Origin of the sequence: Zestomonas insulae (assembly GCF_016901015.1) — a bacterium.
Taxonomy (GTDB): Bacteria; Pseudomonadota; Gammaproteobacteria; order Pseudomonadales; family Pseudomonadaceae; genus Aquipseudomonas; species Aquipseudomonas insulae.
Map to the genome: position 1 here is coordinate 820247 of NZ_JAFEUP010000002.1, position 20736 is coordinate 840982.

Sequence of the window (20736 nt, forward strand, 5' to 3'; positions counted from 1 at the left end):
ACGGGTGGTTCCGCGGTCACCTAGACTGCTTGGAAGCCGTAGGCCGGGCTGCGCCATGGGCGCCTCCCGTACAACAAGTCCAGCGGAGTATCAGCATGTCGTTCTTCACCGCAGCCAGCAAAGCCGACTTCCAGCACCAACTGCAGGCGGCCCTGGCGCAGCACGTCAGCGAACAGGCGTTGCCACAAGTGGCGTTGTTCGCCGAACAGTTCTTCGGCATCGTCGCGCTCGACGAACTCACCGAGCGGCGTCTCTCGGACCTGGTCGGCTGCACGCTGGCGGCCTGGCGCCTGCTCGAGCGCTTCGTCCCGACGCAACCGCAGGTGCAGGTGTTCAACCCGGATTACGAGAAGCACGGCTGGCAGTCGACGCACACCGCGATTCTGGTGCTGCACCCGGACATCCCGTTCCTGGTCGACTCGGTACGCATGGAGGTGAACCGTCGCGGTCACAGCATCCATACCCTGCAGAACAGCGTGCTGAGCGTGCGTCGCAACGCCAAGGGCGAGTTGCTGGAAGTTTTGCCCAAGGGCAGCACCGGCAAGGACGTCAGCCAGGAATCGATGATGTTTCTGGAGATCGACCGCTGCGGGGTGGTCGGCGAATTGCGTGCGCTGGAAAGCGGCCTGCAGGAGGTGCTCGGCGAAGTGCGCCTGACCGTCGCCGACTTCCTGCCGATGAAGGCCAAGGCCAGCGAGCTGCTGGCCTGGCTGGGCAAGGCCAAGCTGAAGGCCGACAAGACCGAGGTTGCCGAGATCAAGGTGTTCCTCGAGTGGCTGCTGGACAACCATTTCACCTTCCTCGGCTACGAAGAATTCACTGTCCACGACGAGGCCGATGGCGGCTACATCCAGTACGACGAAGCCTCGCTGCTCGGCCTCTCCAAACTGCTGCGCACCGGGCTGACCAGCCGTGACCTGCACATCGAGCCCTACGCAGTGAACTACCTGCGCGAACCGATGCTGTTGTCCTTCGCCAAGGCCGCGATGCCCAGCCGCGTGCATCGTCCGGCCTACCCGGATTTCGTCTCGATCCGCGAACTGGACGCCAAGGGCAAGGTGGTCAAGGAGTGCCGCTTCCTCGGCATCTATACCTCGGTGGTGTACAGCCAGAGCGTGCATGAGATTCCGTTCATTCGGCGCAAGGTCGCCGAAGTGGAGAAACGGTCCGGCTTCAACGCCCAGGGCCACCTCGGCAAGGAGCTGGTCAAGGTGCTCGACGTGCTGCCGCGCGACGACCTGTTCCAGACCCCGGTGGACGAGCTGTACAGCACCGCGCTGGCCATCGTGCAGATCCAGGAGCGCAACAAGATCCGCCTGTTCCTGCGCATGGACCCTTATGGCCGCTTCGTCTACGCGCTGGCCTACGTGCCGCGCGACGTGTACTCGACCGAGACGCGCCTGCGCATCCAGCAGGTGCTGGTCGACCGCCTGCACGCCACCGATTGCGAGTTCTGGACCTACTTCTCCGAGTCGCTGCTGGCGCGCGTGCAGTTCATCCTGCGCGTCGACCCGAAGACCAAGCTGGACATCGATCCGCAGCAGCTCGAACGCGAGGTGATCCAGGCCTGCCGCTCGTGGAAGGACGATTACGCCGGGCTAGTCATCGAGTCGTTCGGCGAGGCCAAGGGCAACCGGGTGCTGGCGGACTTTCCCAAGAGTTTCCCGGCCGGCTACCGCGAGCGCTTTTCCGCGCCGTCGGCGGTGGTCGACCTCAAGCACCTGCTCAGCCTGTCGGACGACAAGCCGCTGGTGATGAGCTTCTACCAGCCGCTGGCCAGCGACGGCCAGCAGCTGCACTGCAAGCTGTACCACGCCGACACGCCGCTGGCGTTGTCCGACGTGCTGCCGATCCTCGAGAACCTCGGCCTGCGTGTGCTCGGTGAGTTCCCCTACCGCCTGCAGCAGCGCAACGGCCGCGAATTCTGGATTCACGACTTCGCCTTCACCTACGCCGAAGGCCTGAACGTCGACCTGCAGCAACTCAACGACACCTTCCAGGATGCCTTCGTGCAGATCGTTGGCGGCGCTGCCGAGAACGACGGCTTCAACCGCCTGGTGCTGACCGCGGCGATGCCGTGGCGCGACGTGGCCCTGCTGCGCGCCTATGCGCGCTACCTCAAGCAGATTCGCCTGGGCTTCGACCTCGGCTACATCGCCAGCACCCTGGTCAACCACGTGGACATCGCCCGCGAGCTGGTGCGCCTGTTCAAGACGCGCTTCTACCTGGCGCGCAAGCTGGCCGCCGACGATCTGGCCGATAAGCAGCAGAAGCTCGAGCAGGCGATTCTGGTCGCCCTCGACAACGTCGCGGTGCTCAACGAGGACCGCATCCTGCGGCGCTACCTTGACCTGATCAAGGCGACCCTGCGCACCAACTTCTACCAGCCGGCGGCCGACGGCCAGGCGAAGAGTTACTTCAGCTTCAAGCTCAATCCGCGGGCGATTCCGGACATCCCCAAACCGGTGCCGAAGTTCGAAATCTTCGTCTACAGCCCGCGCGTCGAAGGCGTGCACCTGCGCTTCGGCGACGTGGCGCGCGGCGGGCTGCGCTGGTCGGACCGCGAGGAAGACTTCCGCACCGAAGTGCTCGGTCTGGTCAAGGCGCAGCAGGTGAAGAACGCCGTGATCGTACCGGTTGGCGCCAAGGGTGGCTTCATTCCACGGCGCCTGCCGGTGGGCGGCAGCCGCGACGAGATTCAGGCCGAGGCGATCGCCTGCTACCGCATCTTCATCAGTGGCCTGCTCGACATCACCGACAACCTCAAGGAGGGCAAGGTGGTGGCGCCGGAGAACGTGGTGCGCCACGACCCGGACGATCCCTACCTGGTGGTGGCTGCCGACAAGGGCACCGCGACCTTCTCCGACATCGCCAACGGCATCGCCCTGGAATACGGCTTCTGGCTCGGCGACGCGTTCGCCTCGGGCGGCTCGGCGGGTTACGACCACAAGGGCATGGGCATCACCGCCAAGGGGGCTTGGGTTTCGGTGCAGCGCCACTTCCGCGAGCGCGGCATCGACGTGCAGCAGGACAACACCACGGTGATCGGCATCGGCGACATGGCCGGCGACGTGTTCGGCAACGGCCTGCTGCTGTCGGACAAGCTGCAGCTGGTCGCGGCCTTCAACCACCTGCACATCTTCATCGACCCCAACCCGGACCCGGCGAAGAGTTTTGCCGAGCGCCAGCGCCTGTTCAACCTGCCGCGCTCGAGCTGGGCCGACTACGACAGCAAGCTGATCTCCGCCGGCGGCGGCATCTTCCTGCGCAGCGCGAAGAGCATCGCCATCAGCCCGGAAATGCAGGAACGCTTCGATATCCAGGCCGACAAGCTGGCGCCCACCGAGCTGCTCAATGCGCTGCTCAAGGCACCGGTCGATCTGATCTGGAACGGTGGCATCGGCACCTACGTGAAATCCAGCCGCGAGAGCCACGCCGATGTTGGCGACAAGGCCAACGACGCGCTGCGTGTGGATGGCCGCGAACTGCGCGCCAAGGTGGTGGGCGAGGGTGGCAACCTCGGCATGACCCAGCTCGGCCGGGTCGAGTACGGCCTGAACGGCGGAGCGAGCAACACCGACTTCATCGACAACGCCGGCGGCGTCGACTGCTCCGACCATGAGGTGAACATCAAAATCCTGCTCAACGAGATCGTCGCCGGCGGCGACATGACCGGCAAGCAGCGCAACGTGCTGCTGGCCGAGATGACCGATGCGGTCGGCGGCCTGGTGCTCGGCAACAACTACAAGCAGACCCAGGCGCTGTCCCTCGCGCAGCGCCGGGCGCGCGAGCGCATCGGCGAGTACAAGCGGCTGATGAGCGACCTGGAAGGGCGCGGCAAGCTGGACCGCGCGCTGGAGTTCCTGCCGGCCGACGACGAGCTCAACGAGCGCGCCGCCAACGGCCAGGGGCTGACCCGTCCGGAGCTGTCGGTCCTGATCTCCTACAGCAAGATCGACCTCAAGGAAGCGCTGATCAAGTCGCTGGTGCCGGACGACGCCTACCTGCTGCGCGACATGGAAACCGCCTTCCCGCCGCTGCTGGTGCAGAAGTACGCCGAGCAGATGCGTCGCCACCGGCTGCGCCGCGAGATCGTCAGCACGCAGATCGCCAATGACCTGGTCAACCACATGGGTATCACCTTCGTGCAGCGCCTCAAGGAGTCCACCGGGCAGAGCGCGGCCAACGTCGCCGGCGCCTACGTGGTGGTGCGCGACATCTTCCACCTGCCGCACTGGTTCCGGCAGATCGAGGCGCTCGACTCCAAGGTGCCGGCCGATGTGCAGCTGCAGCTGATGGAAGAGCTGATGCGCCTCGGGCGGCGCGCCACCCGCTGGTTCCTGCGCAGCCGCCGCGAGGACCAGAATGCCGGCCGCGATGTCGCGCATTTCGGCCCGCAGGTCGCGGCGCTTGGCCTCAAGCTCAACGAGCTGCTCGAGGGGCCGACGCTGGAGCAATGGCAGGGGCGCTACCAGGGCTTCGTCGAGGCTGGCGTGCCGGAGCTGCTGGCGCGCATGGTGGCCGGCGTCAGTCACCTGTACACCCTGTTGCCGATTATCGAGGCCGCCGACGTCACCAAGCAGGAGCCGGCCGACGTGGCCAAGGCTTACTTCGCGGTGGGCAACACCCTCGACCTCACCTGGTACCTGCAGCAGATCACCAACCTGCCGGTGGAAAATCCCTGGCAGGCGATGGCCCGCGAAGGCTTCCGCGACGAGCTGGACTGGCAGCAACGGGCGATCACCGTGTCGGTGCTGCAGATGGTCGACGGGCCGAAGGCGATCGAGGCACGCGTGGCGTTCTGGCTGGAGCAGCACAAGGCGCTGGTCGAGCGCTGGCGCGCCATGCTCAACGAGTTGCGCGCCACCAGCGGCACCGACTACGCCATCTACGTGGTGGCCAATCGCGAGTTGCTTGACTTGGCGCAGAGCCCGGCGCGCACCAGCGCGGCGGCGTGAGGGCAGGGCCTGCGGGAGCGTCGCTCCCGCAGGCCGCGGTCAGCGTCGTTGCAGGCTTTGCAGGAACGCCGTCACGTCTGGCGCGCCGGCCTGGCGCAGGCCGTCGCCGAACGCGTTGGCGTCTTCGTGGCGGCGTGGCAGCAGGAGGATTTCCGGTGCGCCGCCGCTCTGCAGCAGCGACAGCCGCGCATAGGGCAGGCCATTATCGAGCAGCAGTCCCATGAACGCCGGATCGCTCCAGGCCAGTTCCGGCATCGCCAGCACGTGGTACTGCGCGCGTAGTTCGGCCAGGCCGCTGCTGCTCAAGCGGTAACGGGTGATCGACGCCGGCAGGGAGGTTTCCAACCCGCGCAGGCGGGCATAGACGATGGCGCTGGCGAAGGCTTCGTGGTGTTGCTCGCCGTCCCAGAACAGGCGTTCGCCGAACCAGTCGGCCTCCAGCAACTGGATGGCTTCGCCGGCCAGAAAGCGCGGCAGGGCCAGGCTGATGGTCTTGACGAAGTCCTTGTAGCTGATGATCCGGATGCTGCGGCAGGCTTCGGTGCTGGTGAAGTCTTCCAAGTGCGCGCACGGTGGCTGGCGCAGGCCGCCGGCGAGACCGTCGATCAGGCGCAGGTCGAGGCTGTCGACGCTGCGGCGCTCCTGGACGACGAGGCGGATCAGCAATGCGTGGGCATCGGCCTTGTCTTCCTGCACCGGCCCGGACAGCGCGCCGCGCGGCAGCTCGACCAGCCGCTGCAGTTGCGGGCCGCTGCGCCACCAGATGCTCGGCTGCACCACCGGCAGCGGTGGAAACGGCAGGCGTAAGGCCGCCGCTCGTTCGCGCAGTTGCCGCGTGCCCCGACCGCCCAGGCCGAAGCGCTTGGCCAGATTGCCAAGGCGCGCCGACAGACTGAGCGGGGATTCGGACAGGCTCATGAAAAAAGGGGACTCCGGATACTCGGGTGCCAGTGTGGCAGACGATCGCCATTGCTGCACGGTCAGCGCCGCGCTAGAGCGTTTGTGGCAGTATGGCTGCGGTCCGTTTCACGAGTATTGCCATGGCCAGCCTGCTGCTGGATATCGCCGTCCCTGCCGAGCGCCTGCACGCGGTCTATCGCGGCCAGGCCAACCGCATCCTGCTGCGCAGTCGCGACGGTCAACGGGTCAGCCTGCCGGTGCACCACCTGCGGCCCTTCGTCAGCCATGCCGGGGTGTACGGCAGTTTCGCCCTGGACTTCGATGCCAGCGGCGCGCTGCTCAGCCTGCGGCGTCTCGACTGAGTCGCGCGCCTCGCCTGGCCAGGGCCGGCGCGGCTATAATCGCCGCCCCTCGTCCTTACCGAGCTAAGCCTGACCATGTACAACCTGGCCCGCGCGCTGCTGTTCCAACTTTCCCCGGAAACCTCCCACGAACTGTCCATCGACCTGATCGGTGCCGGCGGTCGACTCGGGCTCAACGGTCTGCTGTGCAAGACCCCGCGCCCGTTGCCGGTGAACGTCATGGGCCTGGAGTTCCCCAACCCGGTCGGCCTGGCCGCGGGCTTGGACAAGAATGGCGACGCCATCGACGGCTTCGGTCAGCTGGGCTTCGGCTTCATCGAGATCGGCACCGTGACGCCGCGCCCGCAGCCGGGCAATCCCAAGCCGCGTCTGTTCCGCCTGCCGGAAGCCGAGGCGATCATCAACCGCATGGGCTTCAACAACCACGGTGTTGATCACCTGTTGGCACGGGTGCAGGCCGCCAAGTACAAGGGCGTGCTGGGCATCAACATCGGTAAGAATTTCGACACGCCGGTCGAGCGCGCGGTGGACGACTACCTGATCGGCCTGGATAAGGTCTATGCCCACGCCAGCTACGTCACGGTCAACGTCAGCTCACCGAACACCCCGGGACTGCGCAGCCTGCAGTTCGGTGACTCGCTCAAGCAGCTGCTCGAAGCGCTGCGCCAGCGCCAGGAAGACCTCGCCGCGCAGCACGGCAAGCGCGTGCCGCTGGCGATCAAGATCGCCCCGGACATGAGCGACGAGGAAATCGCCGAGGTCGCTGCCGCGCTGGTGGAAGCGGGCATGGACGCGGTGATCGCCACCAACACCACGCTCGGCCGCGAAGGCGTCGAAGGCCTGCCGTTTGGCGACGAGGCGGGTGGTCTGTCCGGCGCACCGGTGCGCGACAAGAGCACCCACACGGTCAAGGTGCTGGCGGGCGAGCTGGGCGGGCGTCTGCCGATCATCGCCGCCGGCGGCGTCACCGAGGGCGCGCATGCGGCGGAGAAGATCGCCGCTGGGGCGAGCCTGGTGCAGATTTACTCGGGGTTCATCTACAAGGGCCCGACGCTGATTCGCGAGGCAGTGGATGCCATAGGCGCGTTGCAGGGCAAGCGCTGAGCCTGCTGCGCTCCTGCGGCGCTAGAGGTGGCTGACCTTAGCTCGCGAGATCGTCAACTGGCTCGATTTGTTGCAGGCAATAAAAAGGGCTCCCAAAGGAGCCCTGGGCTCTCGCCCGCCGCCCGGATGGGGCGCGCATGGTAAAGAAGTCGGGATCCTTTATTAACCGACAGCGTTAATTTCGTTGAGTCGATGAATACCAGCAGTGCCTGTCAGACCGTCCCACTGGTCGCCGCGACCCTCCCGCCAGCCGTTGATCCAGGCTTGGCGTACGGACGGTAAGGTGAAAGGACAGAGATCGCGGGATTTGCCGTGCAGACCGAATTGATAGCCGCGCACAAAAGCTCTTTCTAAAGGATCACGCTTAAGTCTTCTCATAGGGTGTTGCCCTCTACTGTTTGACTGTTATGTCCTCTTCGCCTCTGGATGAGGCCTGGTAGCAATGGTAACTACCAGTGGGGCTGCTGCCGGCGTTACAGCCCATCGCCAACGACATTGCGCCGAAGGCCTGAGTTGAGTTCTAACCAATGCCACCCCCCGTGGGAATGATCGATTTGTCATAAGCACGTAACGTTTGGGGGATAGGGGCAATAAGGCAAGGCGATACCGCAACCGGCATTTCCCGCCTAGAGTCCGCTGTATGGGGGCTTCAGCGTGATGGCAGCGTGCTCCGTGGCTTGGAGCGCAATGCGAAGTGTTCCGACGAAGGGCGTGAACTGCGACCTTTTGTCATCATTCCAATATCGCCTCCGTTGTTCAGGATGGCGGCGAACGCGCTGGAGACGTCACGGGATGTTTCCGGCATACGCCCCACACGGCCTCAGGGCCACGTGGCGCGAGCGACACCCGCGTGTCGCGCAGCTGCGGATGGACCGCAGCTGTTCAACCCAGGTCGTGCCCGCGAGGGTGCGCCACAACGCCGCGAGGCCTGCATGTCGGACCAATACGAACTTTTCCTCACCTGCCCGAAAGGCCTGGAAACCCTGCTCGCCGAAGAGGCCGCCAGCCTCGGCCTGGAGCAGGTGAATACCCACACGGCAGCGATCCGCGGCAGCGCCGATCTAGAAACCGCCTACCGCCTGTGCCTGTGGTCGCGCCTCGCCAACCGTGTGCTGCTGGTGCTCAAGCGCTTCAACATGAGCAACGCCAACGACCTCTACGACAACATCCTCGCCGTCGACTGGCAGGAGCACCTGTCGCCGGGCGGCAGCCTCGCGGTGGAGTTCAGCGGCAACGGCTCCGGCATCGACAACACCCATTTCGGCGCGCTCAAGGTCAAGGATGCGATCGTCGACAAGCTGCGCCGTGACAGTGGCGAGCGGCCGTCGATCGACAAGATCAATCCCGATGTGCGCGTGCACCTGCGCCTCGATCGCGGCGAGGCGATTCTGTCTCTCGACCTCGCCGGACACAGCCTGCACCAGCGTGGCTATCGCTTGCAGCAGGGCGCTGCGCCGCTGAAGGAAAACCTTGCCGCCGCGGTGCTGATCCGCGCCGGTTGGCCGCGCATCGCCGCCGAAGGCGGGGCGCTGGCGGACCCGATGTGCGGGGTCGGCACCTTCCTCGTCGAGGCGGCAATGATCGCCGCCGATATCGCGCCGAACCTCAAGCGCGAGCGCTGGGGCTTCTCCAACTGGCTCGGTCACGTGCCGGCGCTGTGGAAGCGCCTGCACGCCGACGCCGAGGCGCGCGCCGATGCCGGCCTGGCCAAGCCGCCGCTGTGGATTCGCGGCTACGAGGCGGACCCGCGGCTGATCCAGCCGGCGCGCAACAACATCGAGCGCGCCGGGCTGAGCGAGTGGGTGAAGATCTACCAGGGCGAGCTGGCGACCTTCGAGCCGCGCCCGGATCGCAACCAGACCGGCCTGATCATCTGCAACCCGCCCTACGGCGAGCGCCTGGGTGACGAAGCCAGTCTGCTCTATCTCTACCAGAACCTCGGCGAGCGGCTGCGCCAGTCGTGCCTGAACTGGGAGGCCGCGGTGTTCACCGGCGCGCCGGAACTGGGCAAGCGCATGGGCATCCGCAGCCACAAGCAGTACGCCTTCTGGAACGGGGCGCTGCCGTGCAAGCTGCTGCTGTTCAAGGTGCAGGTGCAGCAGTTCGTCACCGGCGAACGTGGCGAGCGCCGCGCAGCGAACGACAGCGAAGGCGAGCGTCCGGTCGCGCCGACGCCGGCTGCGGCGCCGGTCAGGGAGCTGGCACGGCTCAGTGAAGGCGGGCAGATGTTCGCCAACCGTCTGCAGAAGAACCTCAAGACCCTGAGCAAGTGGGCGCGCCGCGAGGGCGTGCAGTGCTATCGCCTGTACGATGCGGACATGCCCGAGTACGCGCTGGCGGTCGACCTGTACGGCGACTGGGTGCACGTGCAGGAATACGCGCCGCCGCGCTCGATCGACCCGGACAAGGCCCAGGCGCGCCTGCTCGATGCACTGGCGGCGATTCCCCAGACCCTCGGCGTGGACACCGCCAAGGTGGTGGTCAAGCGTCGTGAGCGGCAGAGCGGCACCAAGCAGTACCAGCGCCAGGCGGCGCAGGGCCAGTTCATGGAAGTCAGCGAGGGCGGTGCCAAGCTGCTGGTCAACCTGACCGACTACCTCGACACCGGGCTGTTCCTCGATCACCGCCCGCTGCGCCTGCGTATCCAGCGCGAGGCGGCCGGCAAGCGCTTCCTCAACCTGTACTGCTACACCGCGACGGCCACCGTGCATGCGGCCAAGGGCGGTGCGCGCAGCACCACCAGCGTCGACCTGTCGAAGACCTACCTCGACTGGGCGCGGCGCAACCTGGCGCTCAACGGCTTCTCCGACAAGCAGCGCCTGGAGCAGGGCGATGTGATGGAGTGGCTGGCGGCGGACCGCGAGGAGTACGACCTGATCTTCATCGACCCGCCGACCTTCTCCAACTCCAAGCGCATGGAAGGGGTGTTCGACGTGCAGCGCGACCACGTGCAACTGCTCGATCTGGCCATGGCCCGCCTGGCCAAGGGCGGCGTGCTGTACTTCTCCAACAACTTCCGCAAATTCCTGTTCGACGAGGGCCTGGCGGCGCGTTACACAGTGGAAGAGATCAGCCCGCAGACCATCGATGCCGACTTCGCGCGCAATCCGAAGATTCACCGCGCCTGGCGCATCGTCGCCAAGTAGCAGCGCGAGCGTTGTCCGCAAACAAAAAAGCCGCCTGATCAGGCGGCTTTTTTCATCGGCGCAGGGCTCAGCGCTGGGCGGTGGCGCTGGCCTGCTTGGGCTGGCGATACAGGTCGACCAGCACCTGGTCGAGGATCGACGAGGCGCCCCAGGGCTTCTGATCGTTGAGGATCGCCACCACCGCCCAGGTGTTGCCGTTGACGTCGCGGCTGAACCCGGCGATGGCGCGCACGGTGTTCAGCGTGCCGGTCTTGATGTGCGCCTCGCCGGCCAGCGGGGTGCGCTTCAGGCGCTTGCGCATGGTGCCGTCCATCGCCACCAGCGGCAGCGAGCTGATGAACTCCGGCGCGTAGGGGCTCTTCCAGGCGGCTTGCAGGATGGTCGCCATCTCCCGCGCGCTGACCCGTTCGGCACGCGACAGGCCCGAGCCGTTCTCCATCACCAGGTGCGGCGCGGTGATGCCTTTCTTCGCCAGCCATTGACGGATCACCCGCTGCGCGGCTTTGGCATCGTCGCCGTCGGCCGAGGTGCGGAACTGTGCGCCAAGGCTGAGGAACAGCTGCCGGGCCATGGTGTTGTTACTGTACTTGTTGATGTCGCGGATGATCTCGACCAGGTCCGGCGAGTAGGCACGCGCCAGCAGTTTGCCGGTCTTCGGCACTTCGCCGAGACGGTCCTTGCCGGCGATGCTGCCGCCCAGTTCCTGCCAGATGCCACGCACTGCGCCGGCGGCGTAAGCCGGGTGGTCGAGCAGCGACAGGTAGGTCTGCGCGCTGCAGCCCGCCGCCAGCTTGCCGGTCACCACCAGGGTGGTGCCGTCGTACTGGGTCACCGGGTTGAAGCGCACGTCCGGCCAGCCTGGGCATTTGGCCGCTGGCAGCGATTTGACCTGGTTGTCGATGCGCACGTTGGTCAGCGGCGGGTCCATGGCCACGCTGACCTTGCCGCCGTCGTTGCGGGTGATCATGCGCACGGCCTTGAGGTTGATCAGCAGTGAGTCGGGGCCGACCAGGAACGGCTTGTTGTCATCGTTGCCGTCATCGTTGAACACCGGCAGTTGCGGCTGGACGAAGCGGCTGCGGTCGAGCACCAGGTCGCCGGTGATCTTCTGCACACCATTGGCGCGCAAGTCGCGCATCAGCAGCCAGAGCTTCTCCAGATTGAGCTTGGGATCGCCACCGCCCTTGAGGTAGAGGTTGCCCTGCAGCACGCCGTCCTTCAGCGGACCGTCGGCGTAGAACTCGGTCTTCCACTGGTAGGTCGGACCGAGCATTTCCAGCGCGGCGTAGGTGGTGATCAGTTTCATGGTCGACGCCGGGTTCACCGAGACGTCGGCATTGAAGATGTTGGTGGTGCCGGGGCCGGTCAGCGGAATGGTCACCAGCGACAGCGAATCGGTGCCGATCTTGCTCTTCTTCAGCGCTTGCTGAACGGTGGCGGGCAAAGTGGCGGTGGCGGCGAAAGTCGGAAGGGCGATGGGCAGGAGCAGGCCGGCGAGGGCGAAGTGGCGAAGCGTCTTGATCATTGGCAAAAATCCTTCGGCCGAAGGCAACTGGAAAAGATGACGAGTGAAATAACGCCGCACCCGCGGCGTGAACTCGCCGGCATTATGCCCGAAGCGCCGCCGCGATGGCCTCGCTTCGCGTCGAATTATCCGTGTTCGGGCGGGCTTTCCGTCGGCGCCCGCTTGCTCAGCTGCTGACGCAGTCCGTACATCGCCAAGGCCACCGACATCGCCAGCGCGGCGCCGAGCAGGCTGTTGAACAGGCGCACCTGGGCGAGGTGCCAGTCGTGCGACAGGCACTCGGATAGCAGCACGAAGCACAGCGTGTTCTGCATGACGAACAGGCCGTAGTTGTTGGCCTGGAACGCGCGGCTGAAGAAGATCAGCGGCAGCATGGTCGCCACCATCAGCGGCGGACTCTGCAGGCTGTGGCCGAAGGCGATCAGCAGCAATGCCGCACACAGGCTGGCCAGGCCGGACTGCAGGGCGCGCACTAGGCTGCCGCGGAACTCGATCTGCATGGTCGCCACCACCGCCAGGCTCAGCCAATAGCCGCGTGGCAACGCCGCCAGCTGAATGATCAGGCCGGCCAACGCGAAGGCCAGGCTGCAGCCCAGCGCATGGACCCGCCACTGCTGGCGCGGCAGGCGCCGGGCGTGGCGGCGCAGCACCTTGAACAGGCCGATCAGGCGCGGCATGCGCGGCCACATGCGCAGGCCGTGCGCGCCGCGCAGACCGAAGGCGAGGAGCATCACCCACAGCCCGCCGAGGATGAACAGCATGCCCACCGCGTAGGGGTTGTGCAGGTTGCCGATGCCGAACTGGCCTTGGCCGAGGGCCAGGCACACCGCCAGGCCGACGCCGAGCTTGCCGGCTTCGCTGCCGAAGCGCTGCAGCCAGGCCAGGTGCAGACCGAACGCAGCGAACAGCGCCAGGCTGAGCAGCGGATGACCGGCAGCCCAGAAGCCCAGGCCGGCGCTCAGCGCGCCGAGGATGGTGAGCATCAGCATGCGCAGCATGCCGAAACGGTGCAGGGCATTGGCCTGGGCGGCCTGGAAGGCGCCGGTGGCCGCCCACAGGAAGCCCGAGTGGTCAGTGAACAGGCCGAGCAGCAGGGGCAGGGCGCAACCGAGCAGGGCGACCACCGCAGGGCCCCAGGCGGGCGGCCCGGCGTGCCAACTGACAGCTTGCTTCAGGGCGTGGCGCATGGGCTAGGTCGGACTCGAGCGGCCGGTCATTTCCCGGGCCATCTCGGTGGCGTAGCTGTCGGTCATCCCGGCGATGAAGTCGATCATGCGCAGGAACGACAGGTACAGCGGCCATTCCGGTGCTGGCGCGTAGTGCGCCAGTAGGTCGAGGATGCGCCGGTTCTTGAATGACAGACCGCGCCCGGCGTGCTGTTCCAGCGCCGCGCCGCAGAAGGCGTTGAGGAGGATTTCCAAGGTGGTGTAGGCGCCGATCTCGTGCAGCGTCTTGCGCTTGTCCTGGAAGATTTTTTCGCGGGCCATGGCCTTGGCGCGCAATACGCAGCGCTTGGCCGGTCCGTGCATGTGCTCAACCAGGTCGCCCGCCAGGCTGCCGGTCAGCAGCGCGGGTTGCTGATCGACGAAGGCGCGCGCGGCGGCATTGGTCAGGTGCTCGATGGCCTTGCCGCGCAGGATCGCCAGTTTGCGCCGCCGCGAGTCGTTGGGGCCCAGCTGGCGGTAGGTCTCCGGCAGGTCGTCGCCGACCAGGTCGAAGAGCAATGCCTCGACCTCGGCGTAGTCGAGCAGCTCCATTTCCACGCCGTCTTCGAGGTCGATCAGCGCATAGCAGATGTCATCCGCTGCCTCCATCAGGTAGACCAGCGGATGGCGCGCCCAGCGCTGTTCCTCGAGCTGCGGCAGGCCGAGCTTGGTGGCGATCTGCTCGAGGCGCGGCAGCTCGTTCTGGTAGCAGCCGAACTTGTGCTTCTTGTAGCCGAGGGCTTCGGCGTGGCGGGCGGTCCAGGGGTACTTCAGGTAGGTGCCGAGGGTCGCGTAGGTCAGCCGCATGCCGCCGTCGAACTGGTGGTACTCGAGCTGGGTGAGCACGCGAAAGCCCTGGGCGTTGCCTTCGAAGTTGAGGAAATCGCCGCGCTCGGCATCGCTCATGTCATCCAACCAGCCGCGCCCGGCGGCCTGCTGGAACCAGTGGCGGATGGCGTCTTCGCCGGAATGGCCGAACGGCGGATTGCCGATGTCGTGGGCCAGGCAGGCGGACTGCACCACCATGCCCAGGTCGCCGGGCTCGCACCAGTCTGGCAGCTGCTCGCGGAGCATCTCGCCCACACGCATGCCCAGCGAACGTCCGACGCAGCTGACTTCCAGCGAGTGGGTCAGGCGCGTGTGGATGTGGTCGTTGCTGCTGACCGGATGCACCTGGGTCTTGCGTCCCAGCCGGCGGAAGGCGCCGGAGAAGATGATGCGGTCGTGGTCCTTGTGGAACGGGCTGCGGCCCAGTTCGTCGGTGCTGTGCACCGGCTTGCCGAGGCGTTCGCGGGTGAGCAGGGTGTGCCAGTCCAAGGCTGTCCTCGCCAATCAGTGGCCGATAGCTACCTAGCTTGGTGGTTCGGCCGCGCGCCTGCAAGCCTTGGCCGGTGGCCAGCAGACTGCTAGGTTGTCAGGCTATTGGCGGCATTCACGACAAGGACTTCTTCATGGCTACCAGCCTGCTCGCGCTGATCGACGACATTGCCAGCGTGCTCGACGATGTTTCCCTGATGACCAAGGTGGCGGCGAAGAAAACCGCCGGGGTACTCGGCGACGATCTGGCGCTCAACGCCCAGCAGGTCACCGGGGTGAATGCCGATCGCGAGCTGCCGGTGGTCTGGGCGGTGGCCAAGGGTTCGCTGCGCAACAAGGTGATTCTGGTCCCGGCGGCCTTGCTGATCAGCGCCGTGGCGCCCTGGGCGGTGACCCCGCTGCTGATGTTCGGTGGCGCTTTCCTCTGTTACGAGGGCTTCGAGAAGCTCGCGCACCGCTTCCTGCACGGCGAGCACGATCGGGAGGCCGAGGCCCTCGCCGAACTGGCCGCGAGCCCAGAGCCGGTCGACCTGCTGGCCCTAGAGAAGGACAAGATCGGCGGCGCGATCCGCACCGACTTCGTGCTGTCGGCGGAGATCATCGCGATCACCCTCGGCACCGTGGCCAATGCACCGTTTCTGCAGCAGGTGATCGTGCTGGCCGGGATTGCCCTGGTGATGACCATCGGCGTTTACGGCATCGTGGCCGGCATCGTCAAACTGGACGACGGCGGCCTCTACCTCAGCCGCAAAGGAGGGCTGCTGCGCAGCCTCGGCCACGGCATCCTGCATGCCGCGCCCTATTTGATGAAAACCCTCTCGGTGGTCGGCACCGTGGCGATGTTCATGGTTGGCGGCGGCATCCTCACCCACGGCGTGGCGGCGTTGCACCATGGCATCGATGAGGCGGCCGAGGCGGCCGGAGCGCTGGCGGCAGTGGGGCCGGCGCTCGAGTGGATCGCTCCGTCGCTGCTTAACACCCTGATCGGCGTGGCGGCCGGCGCCGTGGCGCTGGCGCTGGTCACTGGGGTCGGAAAACTGTGGCACGCGGTACGCCGCTAGCCGGCTGATCGTCGCCCCGCGGGTTGGCGGGGCGGGCGGGGTCTGGGATGCTATGCGCGCTTTTTTGTGTGTGGCTATCCGGTCCCGATGATGTTCAAGCCTGTTCTGTCCTGCCTGTTCGCCGCCGTGCTGTGCACCGGCTGCGCCTCCAACTTCAAGCCGCTGCGCGGTGAGCCCGCGGTCGTTGCACCGAATCGTCCCGCGCCGCCGGAAGCTCCGGTGTACGGCGTGGCCAGCTATGAGCCGCCGCAAGTGTGGTTGGCGCCGCTGGCCAGCCCGAGCGAGGTGCAGGGCCAGGCGCGCAACGTGCAACGGCTGCCGAAACCCGGCCAGGACCTGCTGGACAAGGCCCGCGTCGCGGCGGAGGCCGGCGACCAGGCGGGCATGCTGCGCCTGCTGCAGCAGGCCGCCGAGTCCGGCAACGGTGAGGCGCACTATCAGCTGGCGCGGATCTACCAGGTGGGTGAAGGCGTGCCGGTCGATCTGGATGCCGCGCTGTCGCACCTCAGCCTCGCCGATGCCATGGGCCACGCCGAAGCGACCCGCGTGCTGGCCTGGAACTACCTGCTGGGCAAGGGCGTGCAGAGCGATACGGTGTATGGCAACCGGCTGATGGAAAAAGCCGCGCGCAGCAACGACCGTGCATTGCGTGAGCTGAGCCTGCTGTACCTCAACGTCTACCCACCGGGCCTGGATAACCGCGAGCGCGGCCTCGAGCTGCTCGACGTCGCCAGCCGCGCCGGCGATGTGCAGGCCGAGCGCATCTACCTGCAGGCGCAGCGCCAGCCACAACCCACGGCCGAGGCGGTGGTGGTCGAGCAGCCGTTCGCCAGCGAGACGGTGCCGGGCCTACCCAGCGTCGCCGACAGCGAGGCGCAGGCCGAAGCGGTCAAGCGTGCCGCGTTGGCGGGTGACCTGGCGTCGATGAGCGAGTACGCCGACAACCTCCTGCAGGGGCGCTTTCCATCGATCCAGCCGGAGCTCGAGTCCTACGCCTGGTACGCCGTGGCGGCGCGTCGCGGCAGTGAGGCGGCGGCAGTGAAGCTGGCGACCCTGGACGACGTGCGCCAGGCCGATCCGGCGGCGGTCGACGCCATGGTCGCCAATCTGGATAGCGCCATTGCGCCCGCCGCCGACGCAGCGCCTAGCGATGCGGACGGCATCGCACGCTAAGCGAGCGAGTTACAGCCCGGCCGCGTCGATGTCCACCAGCAGCAGGCGCTTGCCGTTGTCGATGAACTGTCCGGCGGTCAGGCAGTACTGGTTGCTGGTTGCGTCGCGGTAGGTACTGGAGAGGATCAAGCGGCGTTCGTCCCAGCCTTCGGCGAGCAACTGGTAGAAGTACGGGCGCCACGACCAGTTGTGGCCCAAATAGCGGTCGTCCTCCTGCCAGCGGTCGTCGCGCCAGTCGAGGTTGGCACTGATCTGCGTACCGTTGCGGTCGCACTGGTAGATGCGCAGCAGCCACGGGTAACCCTTCGGCGCGGGCAGCAGCTCACGTACAGCGCCTTGCTCGGCCCAGGGTTTGAGGCTGCCCATCAGTTCGGCGAGCTGCTGGCGTACGCTCATCAGGCGCGCGCGTTCGGCGAGTTTCTGCTGCACGTAGCGGTCACGCAGCGCGGCGAAGCGCGCCACGAAGGCATCGGCGGCGAAGAACTCCAGTTCGGCCTTGGCGAACAGATAGCCCTGCACATAGCGCGCGCCGCACTCCAGGGCGAAATTCAGCTCGGCCTCGGTTTCCACGCCTTCGGCGATGATCCAGCAGCCGGTCTTTTCCGCCATCTGCGCCAGCGCCTTGACCACTTCGCTGCTTGGCCCACCGCGCGCGGCGGCCTGGAACAGGCGCATGTCCAGCTTGAGGATGTCCGGCTGCAGCGCCAGAACGCGGTCGAGCTGCGAGTAGCCGGCGCCGAAGTCGTCGATGGCGATCCGCGCGCCGGCCTCACGGTAGCGCGCGACAACGTCAGGCAGGCGCAAGCTGCCGCCGCCCAGCTCGGTGATCTCGAACACCACGCGCTCGGCAGGCACGCCGCACTGCTGCAATTGCTTGAGGCTCGGCAGCTGCTGATTGGGGCGCAGGCGGCCGATCCAACGCGGCGAGATGTTCAGGCTGAGAAACCAGTCGGCGGGTGCCTCGTGCAGGCGTCGCAGGGCGTCGTCGCGAATCTGCCGGTCGAGGCGGCGAAGCGCGGTGCCCGGCACCTTGGGGTCGGCGAACAATGGGCCGACGGAGAGCAGTTGGCCGTCGGCCTGACGCAGGCGGCCGAGCGCCTCGACGCCGGCGATCAGGCCGGTGGCGGTATCGATGAAGGGCTGAAAACAGGCAAGAGGTTGCCCATCGATCACGGTGACTCCTTAAGTCGCTGTTCCCAACCGTGGGAACATGCACTGGCTGACTTGCTTCGGAAGATCGCCGTACGAACGGCTTGAGCGGCGGCGCAAAGGCCGACCGCTCAAGCCGTTAGCAAAAAGGTGGCCAGTTGCTCAGATTTTTGCCGGTGGTTCGTTGCTGGGCGGGCTGCCTGGACGGCGCAACGCCACCATTAGCAGTGGGTAGAGCAGGGTGCCGATGCGCACCAGCCGCACCAGGCCGCGACGCTTGCGGGTCAGCAGGCCGAGGGCTGCCAGTGCGCCGATGCCCCAGGCTGGTGCGCTGCCCAGGCCGAGGCTGCGCGGCAGGCTGCCGGTGAAGCTGCGCGCCTTGTGCAGCGGCTGCAGCAGTTGGCGGGTCTCGTGGCGGATTTCCTGGCGATGCATCTCCAGGCGCAGACGGATCAGCGCCTTGCGCAGCTCCTGGCGGCTGGCGTGGGCGGGGAGTTCGGGCGGGGTCATGGCTGCAGGCGCTCACGGTCGCGCGCCAGCTCTTGCAGGGTGGCGCTGAAGGGGGAGGATTCGTCGGTGACCGCGGCGTGCAGGCGCACCGCGCAATAGCCGGTGGCGATCGCGTAGAGCAGGCACAGGCCGATCATCGCCGGCATCCGGTACTCGGTGTCCCACAGCGCGACGATCAGCACCGAGGACAGGCCGACGATCAGCAGCAGGCCGAAGATCAGCGAGAAGCCGGCGAACAGCAGGAGGCGCAGGCTGCGGCCTTTCTGTTCCTGCAACTCGATGCCGAACAGTTCGACGTGATCGTGCAGCAACCCCAGTACGGCCGCGCCCAGGCGGCGCGGCGAGGCGCCGTGGCGATCGTCGGCAGCTTGGCTTTCCATAGCTTCACTCATGATCAGCGACGCGAGGCGAGCAGGCCGATGAGCACGCCGATGCCGGCGGCCAGGCCGAGGGCCTGCCAGGGGTTTTCGGCGACATAGGCTTCGGTCGCGGCGAGCGCGGCCTTGCCGTGGCCGCGCAGCGCCTCTTCGGCGTCCTGCAGGGTTTCTCGGGCGCGGGTCAGGCTGTCGTTGACCTGCAGACGCAGGGAATCGGCTTCCTCGCCGGCCAGCGCGGCGGAGTCCTGCAGCAATTTTTCGGTCTCACTCACCAGCGCCTTGAATTCGGCCAAGAGGGTGTCCTGTTCGTTCGCAGTCTTGCGGGCCATGCGGTCTCTCCATGCAGTGGGGCATTCAAGGGTATGAGTCTAGTGGCTTGAGGATGGTTCCTCGCCTGTTGCTGCCGGTTGGCGGCTGGTATAGCGCTTGCATTGTGCTGGTGCGTAAAGCGGCTGGTTTGCCCTGAGGTTGTGCGGTTGTTAGGCGCCGATCAGTTCGCGAAATATAAACAAGTAACTGAAAAATATAAGAAAAGCATAGAGCTTCTTTTCTTCCTGTCTATCTCGGTGCGCCAATTCGGAACGTTCGCGTGGCTCCTCACGGTGCGCGTGAGCCTTCAAATGGTGCGTCCAGGCCGGGGTGTGATTCTCTTTGGTGCTTTTCCCAACGCAGGAGTCCTGTGCGATGGAAGATATCAATAGCGCTGTGGAGAACCTGATCCACGGTTCCAATACCCTGTTCATCCTGCTCGGCGCGGTGATGGTGCTGGCGATGCACGCCGGTTTCGCCTTCCTCGAAGTCGGCACGGTACGCCTGAAGAACCAGGTCAACGCCCTGTCGAAGATCATCTCCGACTTCGCCGTGTCGGCCCTGGCGTACTTCTTCGTCGGCTACTGGGTTGCGTACGGGGTGACCTTCTTCCAACCCGCCGCGGCGCTCACCGCCGATCACGGTTATGCGCTGGTGAAGTTCTTCTTCCTGCTGACCTTCGCCGCGGCGATTCCGGCGATCATCTCCGGTGGCATCGCCGAGCGGGCGAAATTCGGCCCGCAGCTGTGCGCGACCTTGCTGATCGTGGCCTTCGTCTATCCGTTCTTCGAGGGGCTGATCTGGAACGGCAACTTCGGCCTGCAGAGCTGGCTGAGCGAACGTTTCGGCGCCAGCTTCCATGATTTCGCGGGTTCCGTGGTGGTGCATGCCATGGGCGGCTGGCTGGCGTTCGGCGCGGTGCTGCTGCTCGGCCGGCGTGACGGCCGTTACCGCGACGGGCGCCTGGTGGCGTTCGCGCCGTCGAACATCCCGTTCCTCGCCCTGGGCTCGTGGATTCTCATCGTCGGCTGGTTCGGCTTCAACGTGATGAGCGCCCAGTCGATTGCCGGCATCAGCGGCCTGGTGGCGGTCAACTCGCTGCTGGCGATGGTCGGCGGCACGGTCGCCGCGCTGCTGGTCGGTCGCAACGACCCGGGGTTCCTGCACAACGGTCCGCTCGCCGGCTTGGTTGCCGTGTGCGCCGGGTCGGACCTGATGCACCCGATCGGCGCCCTCGCCACCGGGCTGGTGGCTGGTGCGCTGTTCGTCTGGGCGTTCACCGCGACCCAGGTGAAGTGGAAGGTCGACGATGTGCTCGGCGTGTGGCCGCTGCACGGCCTGTGCGGCGTGTGGGGCGGCATCGCCTGTGGCATCTTCGGCCAGCAGACGCTGGGCGGGATCGGCGGGGTGAGCCTGATCAGCCAGCTGATCGGCACTGGCCTTGGCGTACTGGTCGCCTTGCTCGGCGGTTTCCTGGTGTACGGGGTGATCAAGCTGACCGTGGGCATCCGCCTGAGCCAGGAGCAGGAGTACTACGGCGCCGACCTGTCGATCCACAAAATCGGCGCGATGAGCCACGAGTAAGCGGCTGCCGCAACGAAAAAGCCCGCCGATTGGCGGGCTTTTTCATGCCGGACCAG

The 20736-nt window shown here is 66.4% G+C and carries 16 protein-coding genes; 7 read left to right on the forward strand and 9 right to left on the reverse strand.

Annotated features, from left to right (window positions below; translation table 11 throughout):
- Window positions 1-95 precede the first annotated feature (95 nt).
- A complete protein-coding gene (locus JQX08_RS09390; RefSeq protein WP_205348098.1) occupies window positions 96-4958 on the forward strand; it encodes an NAD-glutamate dehydrogenase in 4863 nt (1620 codons plus the stop codon).
- Window positions 4959-4997: 39 nt separating this feature from the next.
- Here the strand turns inward: JQX08_RS09390 and JQX08_RS09395 are convergent, their stop codons facing one another.
- Window positions 4998-5876, reverse strand: a complete 879-nt coding sequence (locus JQX08_RS09395) for a DUF6685 family protein (protein ID WP_205348099.1) — start codon at window positions 5874-5876, stop codon at window positions 4998-5000.
- A gap of 122 nt (window positions 5877-5998) precedes the next feature.
- Here JQX08_RS09395 and JQX08_RS09400 point away from each other — a divergent pair, with 122 nt between their 5' ends.
- Window positions 5999-6220, forward strand: a complete 222-nt coding sequence (locus JQX08_RS09400) for a DUF2835 domain-containing protein (protein WP_205348100.1) — start codon at window positions 5999-6001, stop codon at window positions 6218-6220.
- Between the two features lie 75 nt (window positions 6221-6295).
- Window positions 6296-7324: a quinone-dependent dihydroorotate dehydrogenase gene (locus JQX08_RS09405; protein ID WP_205348101.1), complete on the forward strand. Its 1029-nt coding sequence runs from the start codon at window positions 6296-6298 to the stop codon at window positions 7322-7324.
- Between the two features lie 162 nt (window positions 7325-7486).
- Here JQX08_RS09405 and rmf read toward each other — a convergent pair whose 3' ends face one another.
- Window positions 7487-7702 (reverse strand): ribosome modulation factor, encoded by a 216-nt coding sequence (gene rmf, locus JQX08_RS09410; RefSeq protein ID WP_205348102.1) that lies wholly within the window; start codon window positions 7700-7702, stop codon window positions 7487-7489.
- 554 nt (window positions 7703-8256) lie between these two features.
- Between rmf and rlmKL the strand changes: the two genes are divergently transcribed.
- On the forward strand, window positions 8257-10470 hold the full coding sequence (rlmKL, locus tag JQX08_RS09415) for a bifunctional 23S rRNA (guanine(2069)-N(7))-methyltransferase RlmK/23S rRNA (guanine(2445)-N(2))-methyltransferase RlmL (protein WP_205348103.1): 2214 nt from the start codon (window positions 8257-8259) through the stop codon (window positions 10468-10470).
- 67 nt (window positions 10471-10537) lie between these two features.
- On the opposite strand, the gene dacB is transcribed toward rlmKL, so the two are convergent.
- From dacB to JQX08_RS09430, 3 genes are all read right to left on the reverse strand, one after another.
- Window positions 10538-11995: a D-alanyl-D-alanine carboxypeptidase/D-alanyl-D-alanine endopeptidase gene (gene dacB, locus JQX08_RS09420; RefSeq protein ID WP_205348104.1), complete on the reverse strand. Its 1458-nt coding sequence runs from the start codon at window positions 11993-11995 to the stop codon at window positions 10538-10540.
- Between the two features lie 125 nt (window positions 11996-12120).
- Window positions 12121-13182, reverse strand: coding sequence for an FUSC family protein (locus JQX08_RS09425; protein WP_205348105.1), 1062 nt, complete (start codon window positions 13180-13182; stop codon window positions 12121-12123).
- 3 nt (window positions 13183-13185) lie between these two features.
- Complete coding sequence (locus tag JQX08_RS09430; RefSeq protein ID WP_205348106.1) at window positions 13186-14517, reverse strand: deoxyguanosinetriphosphate triphosphohydrolase; 1332 nt, start codon at window positions 14515-14517, stop codon at window positions 13186-13188.
- Between the two features lie 134 nt (window positions 14518-14651).
- Between JQX08_RS09430 and JQX08_RS09435 the strand changes: the two genes are divergently transcribed.
- Together JQX08_RS09435 and JQX08_RS09440 are read left to right on the forward strand one after the other, a co-directional pair.
- A complete protein-coding gene (locus JQX08_RS09435; protein ID WP_205348107.1) occupies window positions 14652-15578 on the forward strand; it encodes a DUF808 domain-containing protein in 927 nt (308 codons plus the stop codon).
- Window positions 15579-15668: 90 nt separating this feature from the next.
- Window positions 15669-16751: a tetratricopeptide repeat protein gene (locus JQX08_RS09440; protein ID WP_205348108.1), complete on the forward strand. Its 1083-nt coding sequence runs from the start codon at window positions 15669-15671 to the stop codon at window positions 16749-16751.
- Between the two features lie 9 nt (window positions 16752-16760).
- On the opposite strand, the gene JQX08_RS09445 is transcribed toward JQX08_RS09440, so the two are convergent.
- The 4 genes from JQX08_RS09445 to JQX08_RS09460 all read right to left on the reverse strand — a co-directional run bounded on the left by JQX08_RS09445 (window position 16761) and on the right by JQX08_RS09460 (window position 19116).
- Window positions 16761-17924, reverse strand: coding sequence for an EAL domain-containing protein (locus JQX08_RS09445; protein ID WP_205348109.1), 1164 nt, complete (start codon window positions 17922-17924; stop codon window positions 16761-16763).
- 138 nt (window positions 17925-18062) lie between these two features.
- On the reverse strand, window positions 18063-18410 hold the full coding sequence (locus JQX08_RS09450; protein ID WP_205348110.1) for a hypothetical protein: 348 nt from the start codon (window positions 18408-18410) through the stop codon (window positions 18063-18065).
- Window positions 18407-18802 (reverse strand): phage holin family protein, encoded by a 396-nt coding sequence (locus JQX08_RS09455; protein ID WP_430472513.1) that lies wholly within the window; start codon window positions 18800-18802, stop codon window positions 18407-18409. Before JQX08_RS09455 ends, JQX08_RS09450 begins: the two co-directional genes overlap by 4 nt.
- A gap of 2 nt (window positions 18803-18804) precedes the next feature.
- Window positions 18805-19116 (reverse strand): ElaB/YgaM/YqjD family protein, encoded by a 312-nt coding sequence (locus JQX08_RS09460; protein ID WP_205348112.1) that lies wholly within the window; start codon window positions 19114-19116, stop codon window positions 18805-18807.
- Between the two features lie 355 nt (window positions 19117-19471).
- On the opposite strand from JQX08_RS09460, the gene JQX08_RS09465 reads away from it, so the two are divergent.
- Window positions 19472-20680: an ammonium transporter gene (locus tag JQX08_RS09465; RefSeq protein ID WP_205348113.1), complete on the forward strand. Its 1209-nt coding sequence runs from the start codon at window positions 19472-19474 to the stop codon at window positions 20678-20680.
- Window positions 20681-20736: the final 56 nt, after the last annotated feature.